The 16,277-nt window shown below is 66.1% G+C and carries 14 protein-coding genes and 1 other RNA gene; 7 read left to right on the forward strand and 8 right to left on the reverse strand.

Annotation, left to right across the window (positions count from 1 at the left end):
- Positions 1 to 129: 129 nt before the first annotated feature.
- The 8 genes from Q0599_RS15525 to ompA all read right to left on the reverse strand — a co-directional run bounded on the left by Q0599_RS15525 (position 130) and on the right by ompA (position 6,475).
- On the reverse strand, positions 130 to 1,281 hold the full coding sequence (locus Q0599_RS15525; RefSeq protein WP_298831103.1) for an AAA family ATPase: 1,152 nt from the start codon (positions 1,279 to 1,281) through the stop codon (positions 130 to 132).
- Between the two features lie 187 nt (positions 1,282 to 1,468).
- Entirely contained in the window at positions 1,469 to 1,690 is a 222-nt protein-coding gene (locus Q0599_RS15530) for a hypothetical protein (protein ID WP_298831106.1), read from the reverse strand.
- A 325-nt stretch (positions 1,691 to 2,015) separates the two neighbouring features.
- Positions 2,016 to 2,543 carry a hypothetical protein gene (locus tag Q0599_RS15535; protein ID WP_298831109.1) on the reverse strand — a complete coding sequence of 176 codons (528 nt, stop codon included), beginning with the start codon at positions 2,541 to 2,543 and terminating at the stop codon, positions 2,016 to 2,018.
- A 2-nt stretch (positions 2,544 to 2,545) separates the two neighbouring features.
- The gene (locus Q0599_RS15540; RefSeq protein ID WP_298831111.1) at positions 2,546 to 3,796 is read right to left on the reverse strand and encodes an integrase arm-type DNA-binding domain-containing protein; all 1,251 of its coding nucleotides are present in this window, start codon (positions 3,794 to 3,796) and stop codon (positions 2,546 to 2,548) included.
- A 163-nt stretch (positions 3,797 to 3,959) separates the two neighbouring features.
- Positions 3,960 to 4,330, reverse strand: a transfer-messenger RNA (tmRNA) gene (gene ssrA, locus Q0599_RS15545).
- A gap of 13 nt (positions 4,331 to 4,343) precedes the next feature.
- On the reverse strand, positions 4,344 to 5,009 hold the full coding sequence (gene gph, locus Q0599_RS15550) for a phosphoglycolate phosphatase (protein WP_298831114.1): 666 nt from the start codon (positions 5,007 to 5,009) through the stop codon (positions 4,344 to 4,346).
- Complete coding sequence (gene ubiG, locus Q0599_RS15555; RefSeq protein ID WP_298831118.1) at positions 5,006 to 5,716, reverse strand: bifunctional 2-polyprenyl-6-hydroxyphenol methylase/3-demethylubiquinol 3-O-methyltransferase UbiG; 711 nt, start codon at positions 5,714 to 5,716, stop codon at positions 5,006 to 5,008. The genes gph and ubiG overlap by 4 nt, the downstream gene beginning before the upstream one ends.
- A gap of 87 nt (positions 5,717 to 5,803) precedes the next feature.
- Entirely contained in the window at positions 5,804 to 6,475 is a 672-nt protein-coding gene (gene ompA, locus Q0599_RS15560; protein ID WP_298831121.1) for an outer membrane protein OmpA, read from the reverse strand.
- 281 nt (positions 6,476 to 6,756) lie between these two features.
- Here ompA and gyrA point away from each other — a divergent pair, with 281 nt between their 5' ends.
- From gyrA to Q0599_RS15595, 7 genes are all read left to right on the forward strand, one after another.
- Complete coding sequence (gene gyrA, locus Q0599_RS15565) at positions 6,757 to 9,384, forward strand: DNA gyrase subunit A (RefSeq protein WP_298831124.1); 2,628 nt, start codon at positions 6,757 to 6,759, stop codon at positions 9,382 to 9,384.
- Positions 9,384 to 9,965, forward strand: a complete 582-nt coding sequence (locus Q0599_RS15570) for a DUF2059 domain-containing protein (protein WP_298831126.1) — start codon at positions 9,384 to 9,386, stop codon at positions 9,963 to 9,965. The genes gyrA and Q0599_RS15570 overlap by 1 nt, the downstream gene beginning before the upstream one ends.
- A gap of 21 nt (positions 9,966 to 9,986) precedes the next feature.
- Positions 9,987 to 11,093 carry a prephenate dehydratase gene (gene pheA / locus Q0599_RS15575; RefSeq protein WP_298831129.1) on the forward strand — a complete coding sequence of 369 codons (1,107 nt, stop codon included), beginning with the start codon at positions 9,987 to 9,989 and terminating at the stop codon, positions 11,091 to 11,093.
- 12 nt (positions 11,094 to 11,105) lie between these two features.
- Positions 11,106 to 11,984, forward strand: coding sequence for a prephenate dehydrogenase/arogenate dehydrogenase family protein (locus Q0599_RS15580; RefSeq protein WP_298831131.1), 879 nt, complete (start codon positions 11,106 to 11,108; stop codon positions 11,982 to 11,984).
- Positions 11,985 to 12,033: 49 nt separating this feature from the next.
- Positions 12,034 to 14,025 (forward strand): bifunctional 3-phosphoshikimate 1-carboxyvinyltransferase/cytidylate kinase, encoded by a 1,992-nt coding sequence (locus Q0599_RS15585; protein WP_298831133.1) that lies wholly within the window; start codon positions 12,034 to 12,036, stop codon positions 14,023 to 14,025.
- A gap of 142 nt (positions 14,026 to 14,167) precedes the next feature.
- Positions 14,168 to 15,883 (forward strand): 30S ribosomal protein S1, encoded by a 1,716-nt coding sequence (rpsA, locus tag Q0599_RS15590; RefSeq protein ID WP_298831135.1) that lies wholly within the window; start codon positions 14,168 to 14,170, stop codon positions 15,881 to 15,883.
- Positions 15,884 to 15,910: 27 nt separating this feature from the next.
- Entirely contained in the window at positions 15,911 to 16,243 is a 333-nt protein-coding gene (locus Q0599_RS15595; protein WP_298831138.1) for an integration host factor subunit beta, read from the forward strand.
- Positions 16,244 to 16,277 lie beyond the last annotated feature (34 nt).

The raw sequence follows: 16,277 nt of genomic DNA on the forward strand, positions 1-16,277 counted from the left end.
AACCGCGGGTCGGCTCTCGCTGCGAAGCTCGCCAACCGCTAGCCTGCACCGCCATTGGGTTCCCGGGTTCCCTACGTTCCCCAGGTTCTCTGGGTTCATTAGGAATGTCAGTTTCCAGAGGGGGCAGATTCATTTCACTTCCCGAGGCATCAACGCGATGTGGCGCGTGTTGTTCAGTCGCAGCCGCGTCTCGAGCCACAAGGCGTTCGGGTCGCCGAGTTGGTCGCTCAAATAGCGCCGAATGACGCGTTCGACGGTGGCGCGCGAGCGGCCGGAATCGGCGATGACGCGATCCACCAGCACCGTGTAGTTCAGCCCACCGGAAGACAGGGCGCGCTTGGTTGCATCAATCAGGGGCTCATCGTCCTCACGCTGCTGCTTGGCGTGCAGGATCGCCCAGACGTCGACAACCCGGTCCAGGAGGCGCAGTTCGCGCGTGTTCGTGTCGAGTTCGAACGTCGCGTCCTTAACGGCGCAGCGAGCCTTGTCTGGTCGGATGGTCAGGGTGCGGATGCCGCGCGCGTCCTTATCGGTGGCTTCGATGTAGAGCAGCTCGTCCACGTCGTTACGCACATCACCGACCCCTTCGAACATCAGCTTGCCATCCGGGCCTTTGTGCTTGTTCGTGTGGCCGAGCAGGATTACCGTGGCGCCGCGCTGCGTCAGTGATCGCATCAGCCTCAGGAACTCGCGCGTCCCAGCTTTGCTCATCAGGTCGGCGAACTTCTTCAGCGTGTCGAAGATCAGGACGCAGCTGTCGAGGCTGATCTCGCTTCGCACGAGTTGTCTCAAGAGGCCGAGCATGTCCTCAGGCGCACCGTTCCCGAGCGTGCTGTTGAGGAGTAGGTAGCCGTTCTCGCTGGAGTGTCGATATTGCTCCGCCAAGTCGCCGGCCGAAGCATCCTCTTGGTAGAACAGCACGGCGAACCCGGCCCTGACCAAGTCCGCAGCGCAGGCACGAGCGACTGTCGTCTTGCCGTCTCCTGCTGGCGCGCACCAGACAGCTAAGTGCTGATGCCCGACCATGTTGTGATAGAGCATTCGAGTCTGCTGCATGTTCTCTACCTGCTCCCGAGTCACGGCGAAGCGAGCGAATGCGAGCTTGAGATCGCCGTCCAATCCGGCTTGGTCGGAGCGCGATACCTCATTGGCCCGCCTCCTGGCCTGCTTGCGCGCCTCAACGGCTTCGTCCGAGTAGTCAACTCCTGCGACAGTGCGACCGCACGGGTAAGGCGCGTCCGGACACTTGAGACCCAGCACTTCATCGAGGGGTGCGGTCATGCGCGCGGCCTCCAGCCTCGCGCTATCAGGCGCCGGCGTACCTCCTCGAGTAGGTAGCCCTCAATCCACTCGCGGTGCTTCTCCCAATCATTGCCGTGGCACTGTGCAAGCAACTTCCTCTGCCGCTGCAGCCACTGCTCCGCGAGTTCCAGGGTCTGCTGGGGAGTGAGATCGCGATGCTTGACCTTCACGATCGCGCCCCCGCGCGCTTGGCCAGTTCGAGCACGAAGCTGCGGCAGGCCGCAGAACCGATGCCTCCGTGCCGGGCCTGAAGCTGGAGGAAGCAGAGCCAAGCGCTATCGGGCTTGAGCCGGCCCGCGGCGATTCCCTCCGCTAGTTGCTGTGCATCCACGGCGCCGGCAGCGATCTCTGCCGCCTCGGGCGGGCAGTAGGGATGGTCGGTGCTCATGCTGCACCGCCTGCCTGCTTCGCCCGCAGGTATGCGCGGCAGTCACCAACCCTCAGCCTCGTACAACCACGGGAAAGTTGTAGTGTTTGAGGGTGCTGCGGGTCGTTCTTGATTCGCGCCCACGCTGTTGAGCGCGACACACCCTGAATGGCTGCCCAACTGTCGACGCTTACTAGTGCGGCATCGGGAAGTTCATCGAAACCTCGTGCAAGGACCGCACGGCTCGGGCGGACTTGGTGGCGTTCTGCCATCTGTGCTCCAGATCGGTTGGATCTGGAACACTTTAGGCTTGGACTATCGATGCGTCACGCTCGGTAGAACTGGGCTACTTTTGACGGGTAAGACGCGGCGTTGTCCGTTTGCGTCGCTCTCGCTGCAGCTTGGCAGTCTCGCGCAGAGTCTCAGGAAGTCGATCGATCCCACCGATCTCAGCTAAGCAATCGCCAATCCGATCATCAACCGCGCCATCGGTCCGGAGTTCGTACTCGCGTCTCAAGTCCCCAACGATGTCCGCGCGACGATGGCCAGCCTTGATCCTGAGGAAGTAGTCAATGAGGAAGACCATGCATCGGCCATAGGTCCACTTCTTCGGTCTGTGCTTTGGTCGAGCCGATGCCTCTCGCAGCTCTTCCAGCCACTCGGACTTTTCCCTAGCCACGTTGCCGGCGACCGCGAAAAGCTCAGCGCGCAACTCGTCGTCAGACCGAGCATCGAACTCAAGTTGCGCGAGCGCCATGAGGATCCGGTTGCGTTTGGCCGACGCCTCTGCGCGCTTGCGCTCATCGTCCGTGCTGGGGTGCAGCTCGCCTAGTACTGTATAGGTCACCACTGGGGCTACTTGTGCCTTGGCCATTGTTAGGCTGCCCTGAATGGGATCACGTCTGCGCCGTCACGCAGCTTGTCGAGGTAGTCGGACCAAGTCTGCATCATCTGCCGGCGCTGCTCGAGGTAAGTGGTCCTGTTGTAGGCCCGACCAAGGCTGTCACGCACGCCATGCGCAAGCTGCGCTTCAATCGCCGCTTCGTCCACTCCCAGGCGCTCGGCAAGCAGCGTGCGGGCCATCGCACGGAAGCCGTGTCCGGTCATCTCCTCTTTCGGGAACCCCATGCGCCTCAGAGCGGCCAGCACGGCGGCATCACTCATAGGCCGCTCGCGCGTGCGCAGACTCGGGAACACATAGCGGCTGTACTCCGTGAGCGGCTTAAGGTCGCGCAGGATCTCGACGGCCTGCCTGGACAGCGGGACCACATGCGGCGCGCCGCTGGCCTTCTCCTGCTTCGTGCGCTTGATGCGCTCGCTCGGGATACGCCATTCCTCACCGTCGAGATCAAGCTCGGCCCACTCGGCCTTACGCAGTTCGCCGGGGCGGACGAACACAAGGGGAGCCAACTGCAGCGCCGCCCTCGTCACCTGGTGTCCCTTGTAGGCTGCGATCGCGCGCAGCAACTCGCCGACGCGCTTCGGGTCGGTGATGGCAGGCATGTGCTCGACGATCACCGGCTTGAGCGCGTCCTTGAGGTCCGTCGCGGGGTTGCGTTCTGCGCGGCCGGTGGCGATCGCGTAGCGGAACACCTGGCCGCAGGCCTGCTTCGCACGGTGCGCGGTTTCGATAGCGCCGCGCGCCTCGATGCGCCGCAGCGTCTGCAGCAACTCCGGCGCAGTGATCTCGCCGATCGGCCGGCCACCGAGCCATGGGAACACGTCCTGTTCGAGGCGGATCAGCGTGCGAGCCGCATGCCCCTCGCTGACCTTCTTCTGGTGGATCACCTCGTGCCACTCGCGTGCGACCACCTCGAAGCTGCCCTCAGCGGCCGCGGTGCGGCTGGCTTCCGATGCCTTGCGTGCCGCGCTGGGGTCGATCCCCTGCGCCACCTGCTCGCGCGCCTTGTCGCGCTTGCTGCGGGCCGTCGCGAGGCTGGTGTCGGGGTAAGTGCCCAGGCTGAGTAGCTTCTCTTTACCCCCAAACCGGTACTTGAAGCGCCACCACTTCGAGGCGCCGCCGTCAGCCGTCGCGCGTACCTCCAGGTACAGCCCGCGCTCGTCGTATAGGCGGACGGGCTTGTCGCCGGGTCGTGCCTTCTTGATCTGGGTGTCGGTCAGGGGCATGGGGGTAACTGTCCGTGGGGGTAGGTCTGTTACCCCAGAAGTTACCCCCAACAGATCCTAGATTCAACTGGATGGGGCTGGACTTCCCTGGAAAGACAAAGCCCCTAGAGCGTTGATTTCTCTAGGGGCTTTGGACTTCGCTGGACTTTGTTGGTCCGTTTTCTGGTGGAGCTGGGGGGAATCGAACCCCCGTCCGCAAGCCATCGTCAGGCAGATCTACATGCTTAGCTGGCTGATTTGAATTTGATGGTGCCGGCCGCGCAGCAGCACGCTGCCTTCACCACGAGTCACTTGATTTAACCCTGTGCCGAGTGACCCGGCACAGGACGAGCCAATGTGTATGACCTCGCAGTCCTCAGGTTACCCCTTGAACCCAGCCCATCGGCCAACTGTTGCGAGGCTCACCGGTTTTAAGCGGCGAGGGCGTACGAGTTATCGTTCGCAGTTACTTTGTTTCCAGTGGATTTACGAGCGAACTGGTGCTCGGCATGCACTGTTCTGACTCCGCACCCACGTCGAAGCCAGGTCAGCCCCAGAACGGCGTAGTTTAGGCCAGGGCGAGCAAGTTCAAGAGCTCGTGCGGAGATTCGATCACGTGGTGGGCACCCCAGCCATCGATCAACTCGCCCTCGCCCAGGTAGCCCCAGGCGGCCGCCACGGTGAGCATGCCCGCGGCGCGGCCGGCCTCGACGTCGCGCAGGTCATCGCCGACGTAGACGCACTCGGCCGCACGGACGTCCAGGCGCCGCGCCGCCTCGAGCAGCGGCGCCGGATGCGGCTTGGCATGGGGCGTGGTGTCGCCGCAGACCAGCGTGGCGGCCTGCTCGTGCAGGCCCAGCGCCCGCACCAGCGGCTCGGAGAAGCGTGTCGCCTTGTTGGTGACGATGCCCCACGGCCTCGTCGCGCGCCGCAGCGCCTCCAGCACCGGCTGCATGGCCTCGAAGACGCGCGTCTCGCGCGTCATGCGTGCTTCGTAGCGCTGCAGGAACTCATCGCGCAGCGCCTCGAAGTCCGGATCCCCCGGTTGCACTTGCAGTGCCCGCCCGAGCATGCCGCGCGCGCCGGCTCCGACCATCGGCCGGAAGTGCGACAGCGGCAGCGGCGGCAGGCCGCGTGCAGTGCGCATGTCGTTGCCCGCCCCGGCGAGGTCCGGCGCACTGTCGATCAGCGTGCCGTCCAGGTCGAACAGCACCGCGCGCACGCCCCGCGTCATGACGGTTTCCGGCAGGCGATCATGTAGTTGACGCTGATGTCGGTCGACAGCCCATAGCGCCGCGTGACGGGGTTGTATTCGAGGCCTCGGGTGGTCGTGACGTCGAGGTCGGCGTCGCGGCACCAGCGCGTCAGTTCGCTCGGGCGGATGAAGCGCGCGTACTCGTGAGTGCCCTTGGGCAGCAGCTTGAGCACATGCTCGGCGCCGACGATCGCGAACAGGAAGGACTTCGGATTGCGATTGATCGTCGAGAAGAACACCCAGCCACCCGGCTTGACCATCGTCGCGCAGGCGCGCACCACCGAAGACGGGTCGGGCACGTGTTCGAGCATTTCCATGCATGTGACGACGTCGAACGCAGCGGGTGACTCCGCAGCCAGCGCCTCGGCCGCAATCTCGCGATAGCTCACCGAGGGCGTGCCCGCCTCGATGGCATGCAGCTGCGCCACCTTCAGCGGCTTGCTGGCCAGGTCGATGCCCAGCACGGTGGCCCCGCGACGCGCCATCGCATCGGACAGGATGCCACCGCCGCAACCGACGTCGAGCACGCGCTTGCCCGCGAGCGGCACCATACCGGCGATCCAGTCCAGGCGAAGCGGATTGATCTGATGCAGCGGGCGGAACTCGCTTTCCGGATCCCACCACCGGTGGGCCAGTTCGCTGAATTTGGCGAGTTCTTGCGGGTCGGCGTTCGTCGTCGTGTTCATGGGCTGAATCGTAGCGAAGCGCAAGGCGGCACCCCCGAAAAGAAGAAACCCCGCCGAGGCGGGGTTTCTGTCAGAAGGATCCGACGATCACTTCTTGGTGCGGGTACCGACGACCTCGATCTCGACACGGCGATTCTTCGCCTTGCCTTCGCGGGTCTTGTTGTCGGCCACGGGCTGCTTCTCGCCCTTGCCTTCGGTGTACACGCGGTTCTTCTCGACGCCCTTGCTGGTCAGGTAGTCCTTGACCGCATCAGCGCGGCGCACCGACAGCTTCTGGTTGTACGCGTCGGAACCGTCGCTGTCGGTGTGGCCGACGGCGATGATGACTTCCAGGTTGATGCCGGCCATCTTGCTGACCAGATCGTCCAGCTTCGCCTTGCCCTCGGGCTTCAAAACCGCCTTGTTGGTGTCGAAGAACGCGTCAGCCGCGAAGGTGACCTTCTCGCTCACCGGGGCAGCCGGCGGCGGCGGCGGCGGGGGCGGCGGAGCCACAGGGGCCGGGGCCGGGGCCGGGGCAGGCGCGGGAGCAGGCGGCGGCGGCGGCGGCGGCTCCTTCTTCAGAGCCCCATCGCAGACGTCCTTCGCGGTCGCGGGCGTCCAGTTGGCGTCACGCCAGCACAGCTCATTGGTGCCGTTCTTCCAGACATTGCCGTTGCTGTCGACCCAGTTGTCGACGGTGGTCTGGGCGAATGCGCCCGAGGCCGAGGCAGCCAGGGCGGCAGATGCAAAGAGCGATGCCACCGTGTTCAGTTTCTTCATGATTCTCCTCTCGAGGGAATTGAGCAGTTGGTCTGCAATAACGTCCGACCCGGGTTCGGATGGTGCTGGTAAACCCCCGCTTACCGGGCGCCGACCACCGATGTGAGATTGTGCCATAGCAGTTTTGCCAGACAGGACTTTGGTCAAGGCCTGGTCACTCTTCCAAGGCGCTGTTGCGCCCGCACGACAACCGACGGGAACTAGAATCACATGTTTGGCCTCGCGCCTCGGCGCCGTGCGCCTGCCTGCGACTCTCTCCGCGCCCACCTTCGCCCTTTCGCATGACCCAGTTCGCCAAGGAAACCTTGCCCGTCAGCCTCGAAGAGGAGATGCGTCGCTCCTACCTCGATTACGCGATGAGCGTGATCGTGGGACGCGCGCTTCCCGACGCGCGTGATGGCCTGAAGCCTGTGCACCGCCGCGTGCTCTACGCGATGTCGGAGCTCAACAACGACTGGAACCGGCCTTACAAGAAGAGTGCGCGCATCGTTGGCGACGTCATCGGTAAGTACCACCCGCATGGCGACCAGTCGGTCTACGACACCATCGTGCGCATGGCGCAGGATTTCTCGCTGCGCCACCTGCTCATCGAGGGCCAGGGCAACTTCGGCTCGGTCGACGGCGACAACGCCGCCGCGATGCGCTACACGGAGATTCGCCTGCACAAGATCGCCCACGAGATGCTGGCCGATCTCGACAAGGAGACGGTCGACTTCGGGCCCAACTACGACGGCTCGGAGAAGGAGCCGCTGGTGCTGCCGACGCGGCTGCCCAACCTGCTGGTCAACGGCTCGGGCGGCATTGCCGTGGGCATGGCCACCAACATTCCGCCGCACAACCTCAACGAGGTGGTCGACGCCTGCCACCACCTGCTGAAGAACCCCGGCGCGTCGGTCGACGAGTTGATGGAGATCATCCCTGCGCCGGACTTCCCGACCGCCGGCATCATCTACGGCCTGTCCGGCGTGCGCGAGGGCTACCGCACCGGCCGCGGCAAGGTGGTGATGCGTGCCAAGTGCCACTTCGAGGACATCGACCGCGGCCAGCGCCAGGCCATCATCGTCGACGAGATTCCCTACCAGGTGAACAAGAAGAACCTGCTCGAGCGCATCGCCGAGCTGGTTCACGACAAGAAGATCGAAGGCATCAGCCACATCCAGGACGAGTCCGACAAATCGGGCATGCGCGTGGTCATCGAACTCAAGCGCGGCGAGGTGCCGGAGGTGGTGCTGAACAACCTGTACAAGCAGACGCAGCTGCAGGACACGTTCGGCATGAACATGGTGGCGCTGATCGACAACCAGCCCAAGCTGTGCAACCTCAAGGACCTGATCGAGATCTTCCTCGAGCACCGCCGCGAGGTGGTGACGCGGCGCACCGTCTACGAATTGCGCAAGGCGCGCGAGCGCGGCCACGTGCTCGAAGGCCTGGCGGTGGCGCTGGCCAACATCGACGAGTTCATCGAGACCATCAAGGCCTCGCCGACACCACCGGTGGCGAAGACGGCGCTGATGAGCAAGAGCTGGGATTCGTCGCTGGTGCGCGAAATGCTCTCGCGCGTCGAGGGCCAGCGCGACGCCTACCGTCCCGAGGGATTGCCGCGCCAATACGGACTGCAGGCTGATGGCCTGTACCGCCTGTCGGAGGACCAAGCCGGCGAGATCCTGCAGATGCGCCTGCAGCGCCTGACCGGCCTGGAGCAGGACAAGATCATCGGCGAGTACAAGGACGTGATGGCGCAGATCACCGACCTGCTGGACATCCTGGCCCGGCCGGAGCGCGTGACGACGATCATTTCCGAAGAACTCACCGCGCTGAAGCTCGAGTTCGGGCAGACGAAGATCGGCGCCCGTCGCAGTGTGATCGAGCACAACGCGCAGGACCTCGGCACCGAGGACCTGATCACACCGACCGACATGGTGGTGACGCTGTCGCACACCGGCTACATCAAGAGCCAGCCGCTGGGCGAGTACCGAGCGCAAAAACGCGGCGGCCGTGGCAAGCAGGCGGCGCAGACCAAGGAAGACGACTGGATCGACCAGCTCTTCATTGCCAACACGCACGACTACATCCTGTGCTTCACCAACCGCGGCCGTGTCTACTGGCTGAAGGTGTGGGAGGTGCCGCAGGGCTCGCGCAACTCTCGCGGCAAGCCGATCGTCAACATGTTCCCGCTGCAGCCGGGCGAGAAGGTCAATGTGGTGCTGCCACTGACCGATGGCTTCCGCAGCTTCCCTGCCGACCACTACGTGTTCTTCGCCACCGCGCAGGGCACGGTGAAGAAGACGGCGCTGGACGAGTTCAGCAACCCGCGCAAGGCCGGCATCATCGCCGTCGACCTGGACGAGGGCGATTTCCTCATCGGCGCTGCGCTGACCGATGGGCAGCATGATGTCATGCTGTTCAGCGATGGCGGCAAGGCGGTGCGCTTCGGCGAGGACGACGTGCGCCCGATGGGCCGTGCCGCGCGCGGCGTCAAGGGCATGCAGCTGGAGGATGGCCAGAGCGTGATCGCCATGCTGGTCGCCGAGGACGAGACCCAATCGGTGCTCACCGCCACCGAGAACGGCTACGGCAAGCGCACCTCGATCGTCGAGTACACGCGCCACGGCCGCGGCACCAAGGGCATGATCGCCATCCAGCAGAGCGAGCGCAACGGCAAGGTCGTGGCCGCCACGCTGGTGCGCGCCGACGACGAGATCATGCTGATCACCGACACCGGCGTGGTGGTGCGCACGCGCGTTGCCGAGATCCGCGAGCTCGGACGAGCCACACAGGGTGTCACCCTGATCGCGCTGGACGAGGGCGCCAAGCTGATCGGCCTGCAACGCATCGTCGAGAACGACGCCAACCCTGGCGATACGGGCGCCGATGGCGGCGCCTCCCCGGACACTGGAGAGGAATCCTGATGCGCGTACTCGTCATTCTGGCGCTGATCACCGGCGCCACGCTTGCGCACGCGCAGGCCAACCCGAAGAAGGAACTCGTCGCCAAGTTGCTGCAGCTGCAGCAAGGCAGCATCGAGGGCCTGGCACGCACCATCGTCGAGCGCCCGGCGGTGCAGATGATGCAGGCCGCCGCCACCACGCTGCAGGCGCAGGTGCCGCCGGCACGGCGCGAAGCCGTGGCGAAGTCGGTCGACGCCGACATCCGCAAGTTTGTCGACGAGGCCACGCCCATCCTCGCGGAGCGCGCGCTGAAGATCGCGCCGGCGGCTTACGGCGCGCAGCTCGAGGAGAAGTTCAGCGAGGACGAATTGCGCCAGCTGATCGCTTGGCTCGAATCGCCGGTGAACAGGAAGTTCCAGCAGCAGTTGCCGGAACTGCAGAACACCTTCACGCAGAAGCTCGTCGCCGAGGCCGGCCCGTTGCTCGACGCCAAGCTGCAGGCGCTGCAGCGCAAGCTGCAGGCGACGCTGGCACCGGCGAGCGCCGGGTCGGCGCCGGCGGCCAAGCCGGCGGCGGCCCCGGCCAAGGCTGCTTCGAAGTGATGCGACAATTTCGCGCTCGCCATGGCTGACTCTCCGACCGCGCCCCACCCCGATCTGCTCACGCTGCGCCAACAGATCGATGGGCTCGACCGCGAGTTGCTGGCACTGCTGAACCGCCGCGCGTCACTGGCGCAGCAGGTCGGCGAAATCAAGAAGATGGAAGGCTCGGTGGTGTTCCGCCCCGAGCGCGAGGCCCAGGTCATCGACGGCCTGAAGGCGGCCAACCCGGGTCCGCTGAAGTCGGAGAGCGTGGCGCCGATCTGGCGCGAGATCATGTCGGCCTGCCGGGCGCTCGAGACGCCGACGCGCGTCGCCTACCTCGGCCCGGCCGGCACCTTCAGCGAGGAGGCCGCACTGGGCTTCTTCGGCTCCTCGATCGTCAAGGTGCCCTGCGCCAATTTCGACGAGGTGCTGCACAACACCGTGGCCGGCTCGGCCGACTTCGGCGTCGTGCCGGTGGAGAACTCGACCGAGGGCGTGGTGACGCGCTCGCTCGACCTGTTCCTGACCACCCCGCTGTTCATCATCGGCGAGACCAGCCTGCTGGTACGTCACAACCTGCTGCGTCGCGAGAACGCGCTGGAAGGCATCACCGCGGTGTGCGCCCATCCGCAGGCGCTCGCGCAATGCCATGGCTGGTTGTCGCTGCACCTGCCGAAGGTCGAGCGCCGACCGGTGGCGAGCAACGCCGAAGGCGCGCGGCTGGCCGCGGCCGACGCCTCGCTCGCTGCGATCGCGAGCGAGCGCGCCGGCAGCGAGTTCGGCCTGCACGTCGTCTCGCCGGCCATCCAGGACGAAGCTCACAACCGCACCCGCTTTGCCATCCTCGCCCATCCGGACCGCCACCCACGCCCGTCGGCCTCGGGCCACGACTGCACGAGCCTCGTCGTCTCGGTGGACAACCGGCCCGGCGCGGTGCACGACATGCTCGTGCCGCTGAAGAAGCATGGCGTGTCGATGAGCCGCTTCGAGTCCCGTCCGGCGCGATCGGGGCAGTGGGAGTACTACTTCTACATCGACCTGCAGGGCCACCCCGACCAGCCGCATGTCGCGGCCGCAATGCAGGAACTGCGCGCCGTCTGCGCCTTCTTCAAGGTGCTGGGCACCTACCCCATCGACGTGCACTGATCGGTCTCAAGGATGTTCAACCAGCTCGGCGTCATCGGTTGCGGTTTGATGGGCGGCTCCTTCGCCCTGGCGCTCAAGCGCGCCGGCCTCGTCAAGCGCGTCATCGGCTACAGCAAGTCGCCGTCCACGACGGAGAAGGCGCGCCAGCTCGGCGTCATCGACCAGGTCGCCGAGTCGGCGCTGCTGGCCGTGTCGGGCTCCGACATCGTGCTGATCGCCGTGCCGGTGGCCGCCACCGAGTCCACCTTCAAGGCGATCCGCCACCTCGTCGAGCCCGGCGTGCTCGTCATGGACGTCGGCTCGACCAAGCGCGACGTGGTGGACGCGGCGCGGCGCGTGCTCAAGGAGCGCATCCCGTCGTTCGTGCCGGCGCACCCGATCGCCGGCAAGGAAGTGGCCGGCATCGCCCATGCGGACTCGGCGCTCTACAGCGGCCGCCAGGTGATCCTCACTCCGCTGCCGCAGACCACGCCCGAACTGGTGCAGAAGGCCACCGACTGCTGGGCGGCGATCGGCGCCCAGGTGCTGCGCATGACGCCGGAGAACCACGACGCCGCGTTCGCTGCCGTCAGCCACCTGCCACACATGCTGGCCTTCTCCTACTTCAACTCGGTGACCCACCAGCCGGCCGGGCGTGACTTCCTCTCGCTCGCCGGGCCGGGCTTCCGCGATTTCACGCGAATCGCTGCCAGCGACCCGACGGTGTGGCGCGACATCCTGATGTCCAACCGCGAAGAGATCCTGAAGCAGTCGCAGCGCTTCCGGCACACGCTCGACGCGATGGAGCACGTGATCAAGACGGGCAACGCCGAGGCGCTCGAGGACCTGATCCGCAAGGCCTCCGACGCACGCGGCGGCTGGCAGATGGGCGCCGGCAAACCGAACCGTTGACAAGCTGCGCCCTGCCGGGCCGATTGCTGCCGTTGCCTTTGCCGCGCCGATGTTCACCACTCGCTTCCTCGACCTTCCCTCGCTGAGCTCGGCTGCTGGCACGGTGCGGCTGCCCGGCTCGAAGAGCATCTCCAACCGCGTGCTGCTGCTCGCCGGGTTGAGCGAGGGCACGACGGTCGTGCACGACCTGCTCGATTCGGACGACACGCAGGTGATGCTGGCCGCCCTGGCTCAGCTTGGATGCCGGCTCGAGCGCGAAGGCGATGTGCTGCGTGTCACCGGCCTGGGCGGAAAGCTCGGCGTGCACGAGGCCCGGCTCTTCCTCGGCAATGCCGGCACGGCAATGCGCCCGCTCACCGCGGCGCTCGCCCTGCTCGCCGCCGAGCAGGGCGGCCGCTTCGAGCTCTCCGGCGTGCCGCGCATGCACGAGCGACCGATCGGCGACCTCGTCGACGCGCTGCGCCAGCTCGGCTGCACGATCGACTACACCGGCAACGACGGCTACCCGCCGCTGCGCCTGGGCAGCACGGGCACGCCGCCGCGCACCGCACGGCCGATCCGCGTTCGCGGCGACGTTTCCAGCCAGTTCCTGACCGCGCTGCTGCTCGCGCTGCCGCTGGTGGCGCGTTCCGGCGAGATCGTCGTCGAGGTCGAAGGCGAGCTGATCTCCAAGCCCTACGTCGAGATCACCCTGAACCTGCTCGCACGCTTCGGCATCGCCGTGCAGCGCGAAGGCTGGCAGCGCTTCACGATTCCCGCCGGCTGCGCCTACCGTTCGCCCGGCAGCATTCACGTCGAGGGGGATGCGTCATCGGCGTCGTACTTCGTCGCGCTCGGCGCCATTGCCGCCGCCGGCGATTCGGTGCGCATCGAAGGCGTGGGCACGGACTCCATCCAGGGCGACATCCGTTTCGTCGAGGCCGCGCAGGCGATGGGCGCGGCGGTCGCCGGGGGCCCCGGCTGGATCGAGGTGAGGCGCGGTCGCTGGCCACTGGCCGCCATCACGCTGGACTGCAACCACATCCCCGATGCGGCGATGACACTGGCGGTGATGGCGCTGTTCGCCGACGGCACGACGCGGCTGACCAACATCGCGAGCTGGCGCGTCAAGGAGACCGACCGCATCACCGCGATGGCGGCCGAACTGCGCAAGCTCGGCGCGACCGTGAACGAGGGCGCCGACTTCATCGCGGTCACGCCACCGGCCGCACTCTCGCCTGCGGCGATCCGAACCTACGACGATCACCGTATCGCGATGTGCTTCTCGCTGGCCGCCTTCGGCCGCGTGCCGGTGCGCATCCTCGACCCGAAGTGCGTCGGCAAGACCTTCCCCGACTACTTCGAGGCACTGTTCGACCTGGTGCGCACGCCCGTCGAGGCCGTGCCTGTGATCACTGTCGACGGACCCACCGCTTCCGGCAAGGGCACCCTGGCCAGCGCGGTGGCCAAGGCGCTCGGCTACCACTTCCTCGATTCCGGCGCTGTGTATCGTGCCACCGCGCTGTCGGCGATGCGCGTCGGCGTGACGGCCGACGACGAAGCCTCGCTGGCGCGGATCGCGGCGACATTGCCGCTGCACTTCATCGGCGGCGACGCCCACCTCGGCGACGAAAGCGTCGCCGACGCGCTGCGCGCCGAGGACGTCGGCGCCATGGCCTCCAGGGTGTCGGCCTGGCCGGCAGTGCGCGAGGCGCTTCGCCAGCTGCAGCTCTCGTTCCGGCGCGTGCCCGGCCTGGTGGCCGATGGGCGCGACATGGGCACGGTGATCTTCCCCGGGGCCGACCTCAAGGTGTTCCTCACCGCGAGCGCTGCGACGCGCGCGGAGCGCCGCTACAAGCAGTTGATTTCAAAGGGAATTTCGGCTAACATCTCCACCCTTCGCGCCGACCTCGAAGCACGCGACGAGCGGGATCGAAACCGCAGCGTCGCCCCCTTGAAGCCGGCCGAAGATGCGCTGTTGCTTGACAACTCGGCCCTCACCGTCGAAGCCTCGATGGAACAGGTGCTGGATGCCTGGGAGCAGCGTCGGCCCTTCGGCTGAAGCCACTCGCGAGTGGCTCGGCCGCCGGGTCGGAAGTGGCGAAAGAGAAGGCCCGTCGCCTTCCCTCCAGTGCCGCAAGGCACGCCGAGGCGACGGAATGGTCAAACCCAACCCCGCAGCGGAAGCTGCACCGAGAAGCTCCATGTCCCAAACCCAAACTGCCACCCCCCAAGGCGGCGAATCGTTTGCCGCCCTGTTCGAAGAATCGCTGAAGCGCTCCGAGATGCGCAGTGGCGAGGTCATCACCGCCGAAGTGGTGCGTGTCGACTACAACTTCGTGGTGGTCAATGCCGGCCTCAAGTCGGAAGCCTACATTCCCATCGACGAGTTCAAGAACGACCAGGGCGAAGTCGAAGTCCAGGTCGGTGATTTCGTGTCGGTGGCCATCGACGCGCTCGAGAACGGCTACGGCGACACCATCCTGTCGCGCGACAAGGCCAAGCGCCTGGCGTCCTGGCTGTCGCTGGAGAAGGCGCTGGAGTCCGGCGAATTCGTCAACGGCACCGTGAACGGCAAGGTCAAGGGCGGCCTGACGGTCCTCGTCAACGGCATCCGCGCCTTCCTGCCCGGCTCGCTGCTCGACACCCGGCCGGTCAAGGACATGACGCCCTTCGAGGGCAAGACCATGGAGTTCAAGGTCATCAAGCTCGATCGCAAGCGCAACAACGTCGTGTTGTCGCGCCGCGCCGTGGTCGAAGCCTCGATGGGCGAGGAACGCGCCAAGCTGCTCGAGACGCTGACCGAAGGCGCCATCGTCAACGGCGTGGTCAAGAACATCACCGAGTACGGCGCGTTCGTCGACCTCGGCGGCATCGACGGCCTGCTGCACATCACCGACATGGCCTGGCGCCGCGTGCGCCACCCCAGCGAGGTGGTGCAGGTCGGCCAGGAACTGCAAGCCAAGGTGCTCAAGTTCGACGCCGAGAAGAACCGCGTGTCGCTGGGCATCAAGCAGCTGGGAGACGACCCGTGGCACGGCGTGTCGCGCCGCTACCCGCAGGGCACCCGGCTGTTCGGCAAGGTCACGAACATTGCCGACTACGGTGCGTTCGTCGAGATCGAGCCGGGCATCGAGGGCCTGGTGCACGTCTCCGAGATGGACTGGACCAACAAGAACGTCGCCCCGAGCAAGATCGTTTCGCTCGGCGACGAGGTCGAAGTCATGGTGCTCGAGATCGACGAGGACAAGCGCCGCATCAGCCTGGGCATGAAGCAGTGCAAGGCCAACCCGTGGGAGGAGTTCGCCGCCACGGTGCAGCGCGGCGACAAGGTTCGCGGCCCGGTCAAGTCAATCACCGACTTCGGCGTGTTCGTCGGCCTGGCTGCGGGCATCGACGGCCTCGTGCATCTGTCCGACCTGTCCTGGAACGAGCCGGGCGAGTCCGCGGTGCGCAATTACAAGAAGGGCCAGGAGGTCGAGGCCGTGGTGCTGGCCGTCGACGTGGACCGCGAGCGCATCTCGCTGGGCATCAAGCAGCTCGACAGCGATCCGTTCACCAGCTACACGTCGGTCAACGACCGTGGCATGACCGTCAGCGGCAAGGTCAAGTCGGTCGACGCGCGCGGCGCGGAGATCCAGCTGACCGAAGACGTCACCGGCTACCTGCGCGCCTCGGAGATCTCGCGCGACCGCGTCGAAGACGCCCGCAACATCCTGAAGGAAGGCGACGAGGTCACGGCATTGATCATCAACATCGACCGCAAGACGCGCTCGATCCAGTTGTCGATCAAGGCGAAGGACAACGCCGACCAGCAGGAAGCGATGCAGCGCCTCGCGCAGACCAACGAGCGCGAGACCGCCGGCACGACCAGCCTGGGCGCCCTACTGCGCGCCAAGCTGGACAACAAGTCCGAGTAAGGCTGTGCCACTGCCGAACCGCCGGTCATGACCCGTTCCGATCTCGTGGCCCAGCTGGCTGAGCGATTCAGCCAGCTGACGCATCGCGACACCGAGTTCGCCGTCAAGACGATTCTCGATGCGATGTCCGACGCGCTCGCGCGTGGGCACCGCATCGAGATCCGCGGCTTCGGCAGCTTCTCGATCAATCGCCGGCCGCCTCGCGTGGGCCGCAACCCGCGCAGTGGCGAGCAGGTGATCATTCCCGAGAAGCTCGTCCCGCACTTCAAGCCGGGCAAGGCCTTGCGCGAAGCGGTCGATACGCACGTGCCCGTCATCGACGCCGACACGCCGCCTCCCCCCTCCGCCGCGACACCCTGAGCATCTCGCCCCGCTCGCTAGAATCGACGCGGGA

This window comes from uncultured Piscinibacter sp. (genome assembly GCF_937952055.1).
Lineage (GTDB): Bacteria > Pseudomonadota > Gammaproteobacteria > Burkholderiales > Burkholderiaceae_C > Piscinibacter.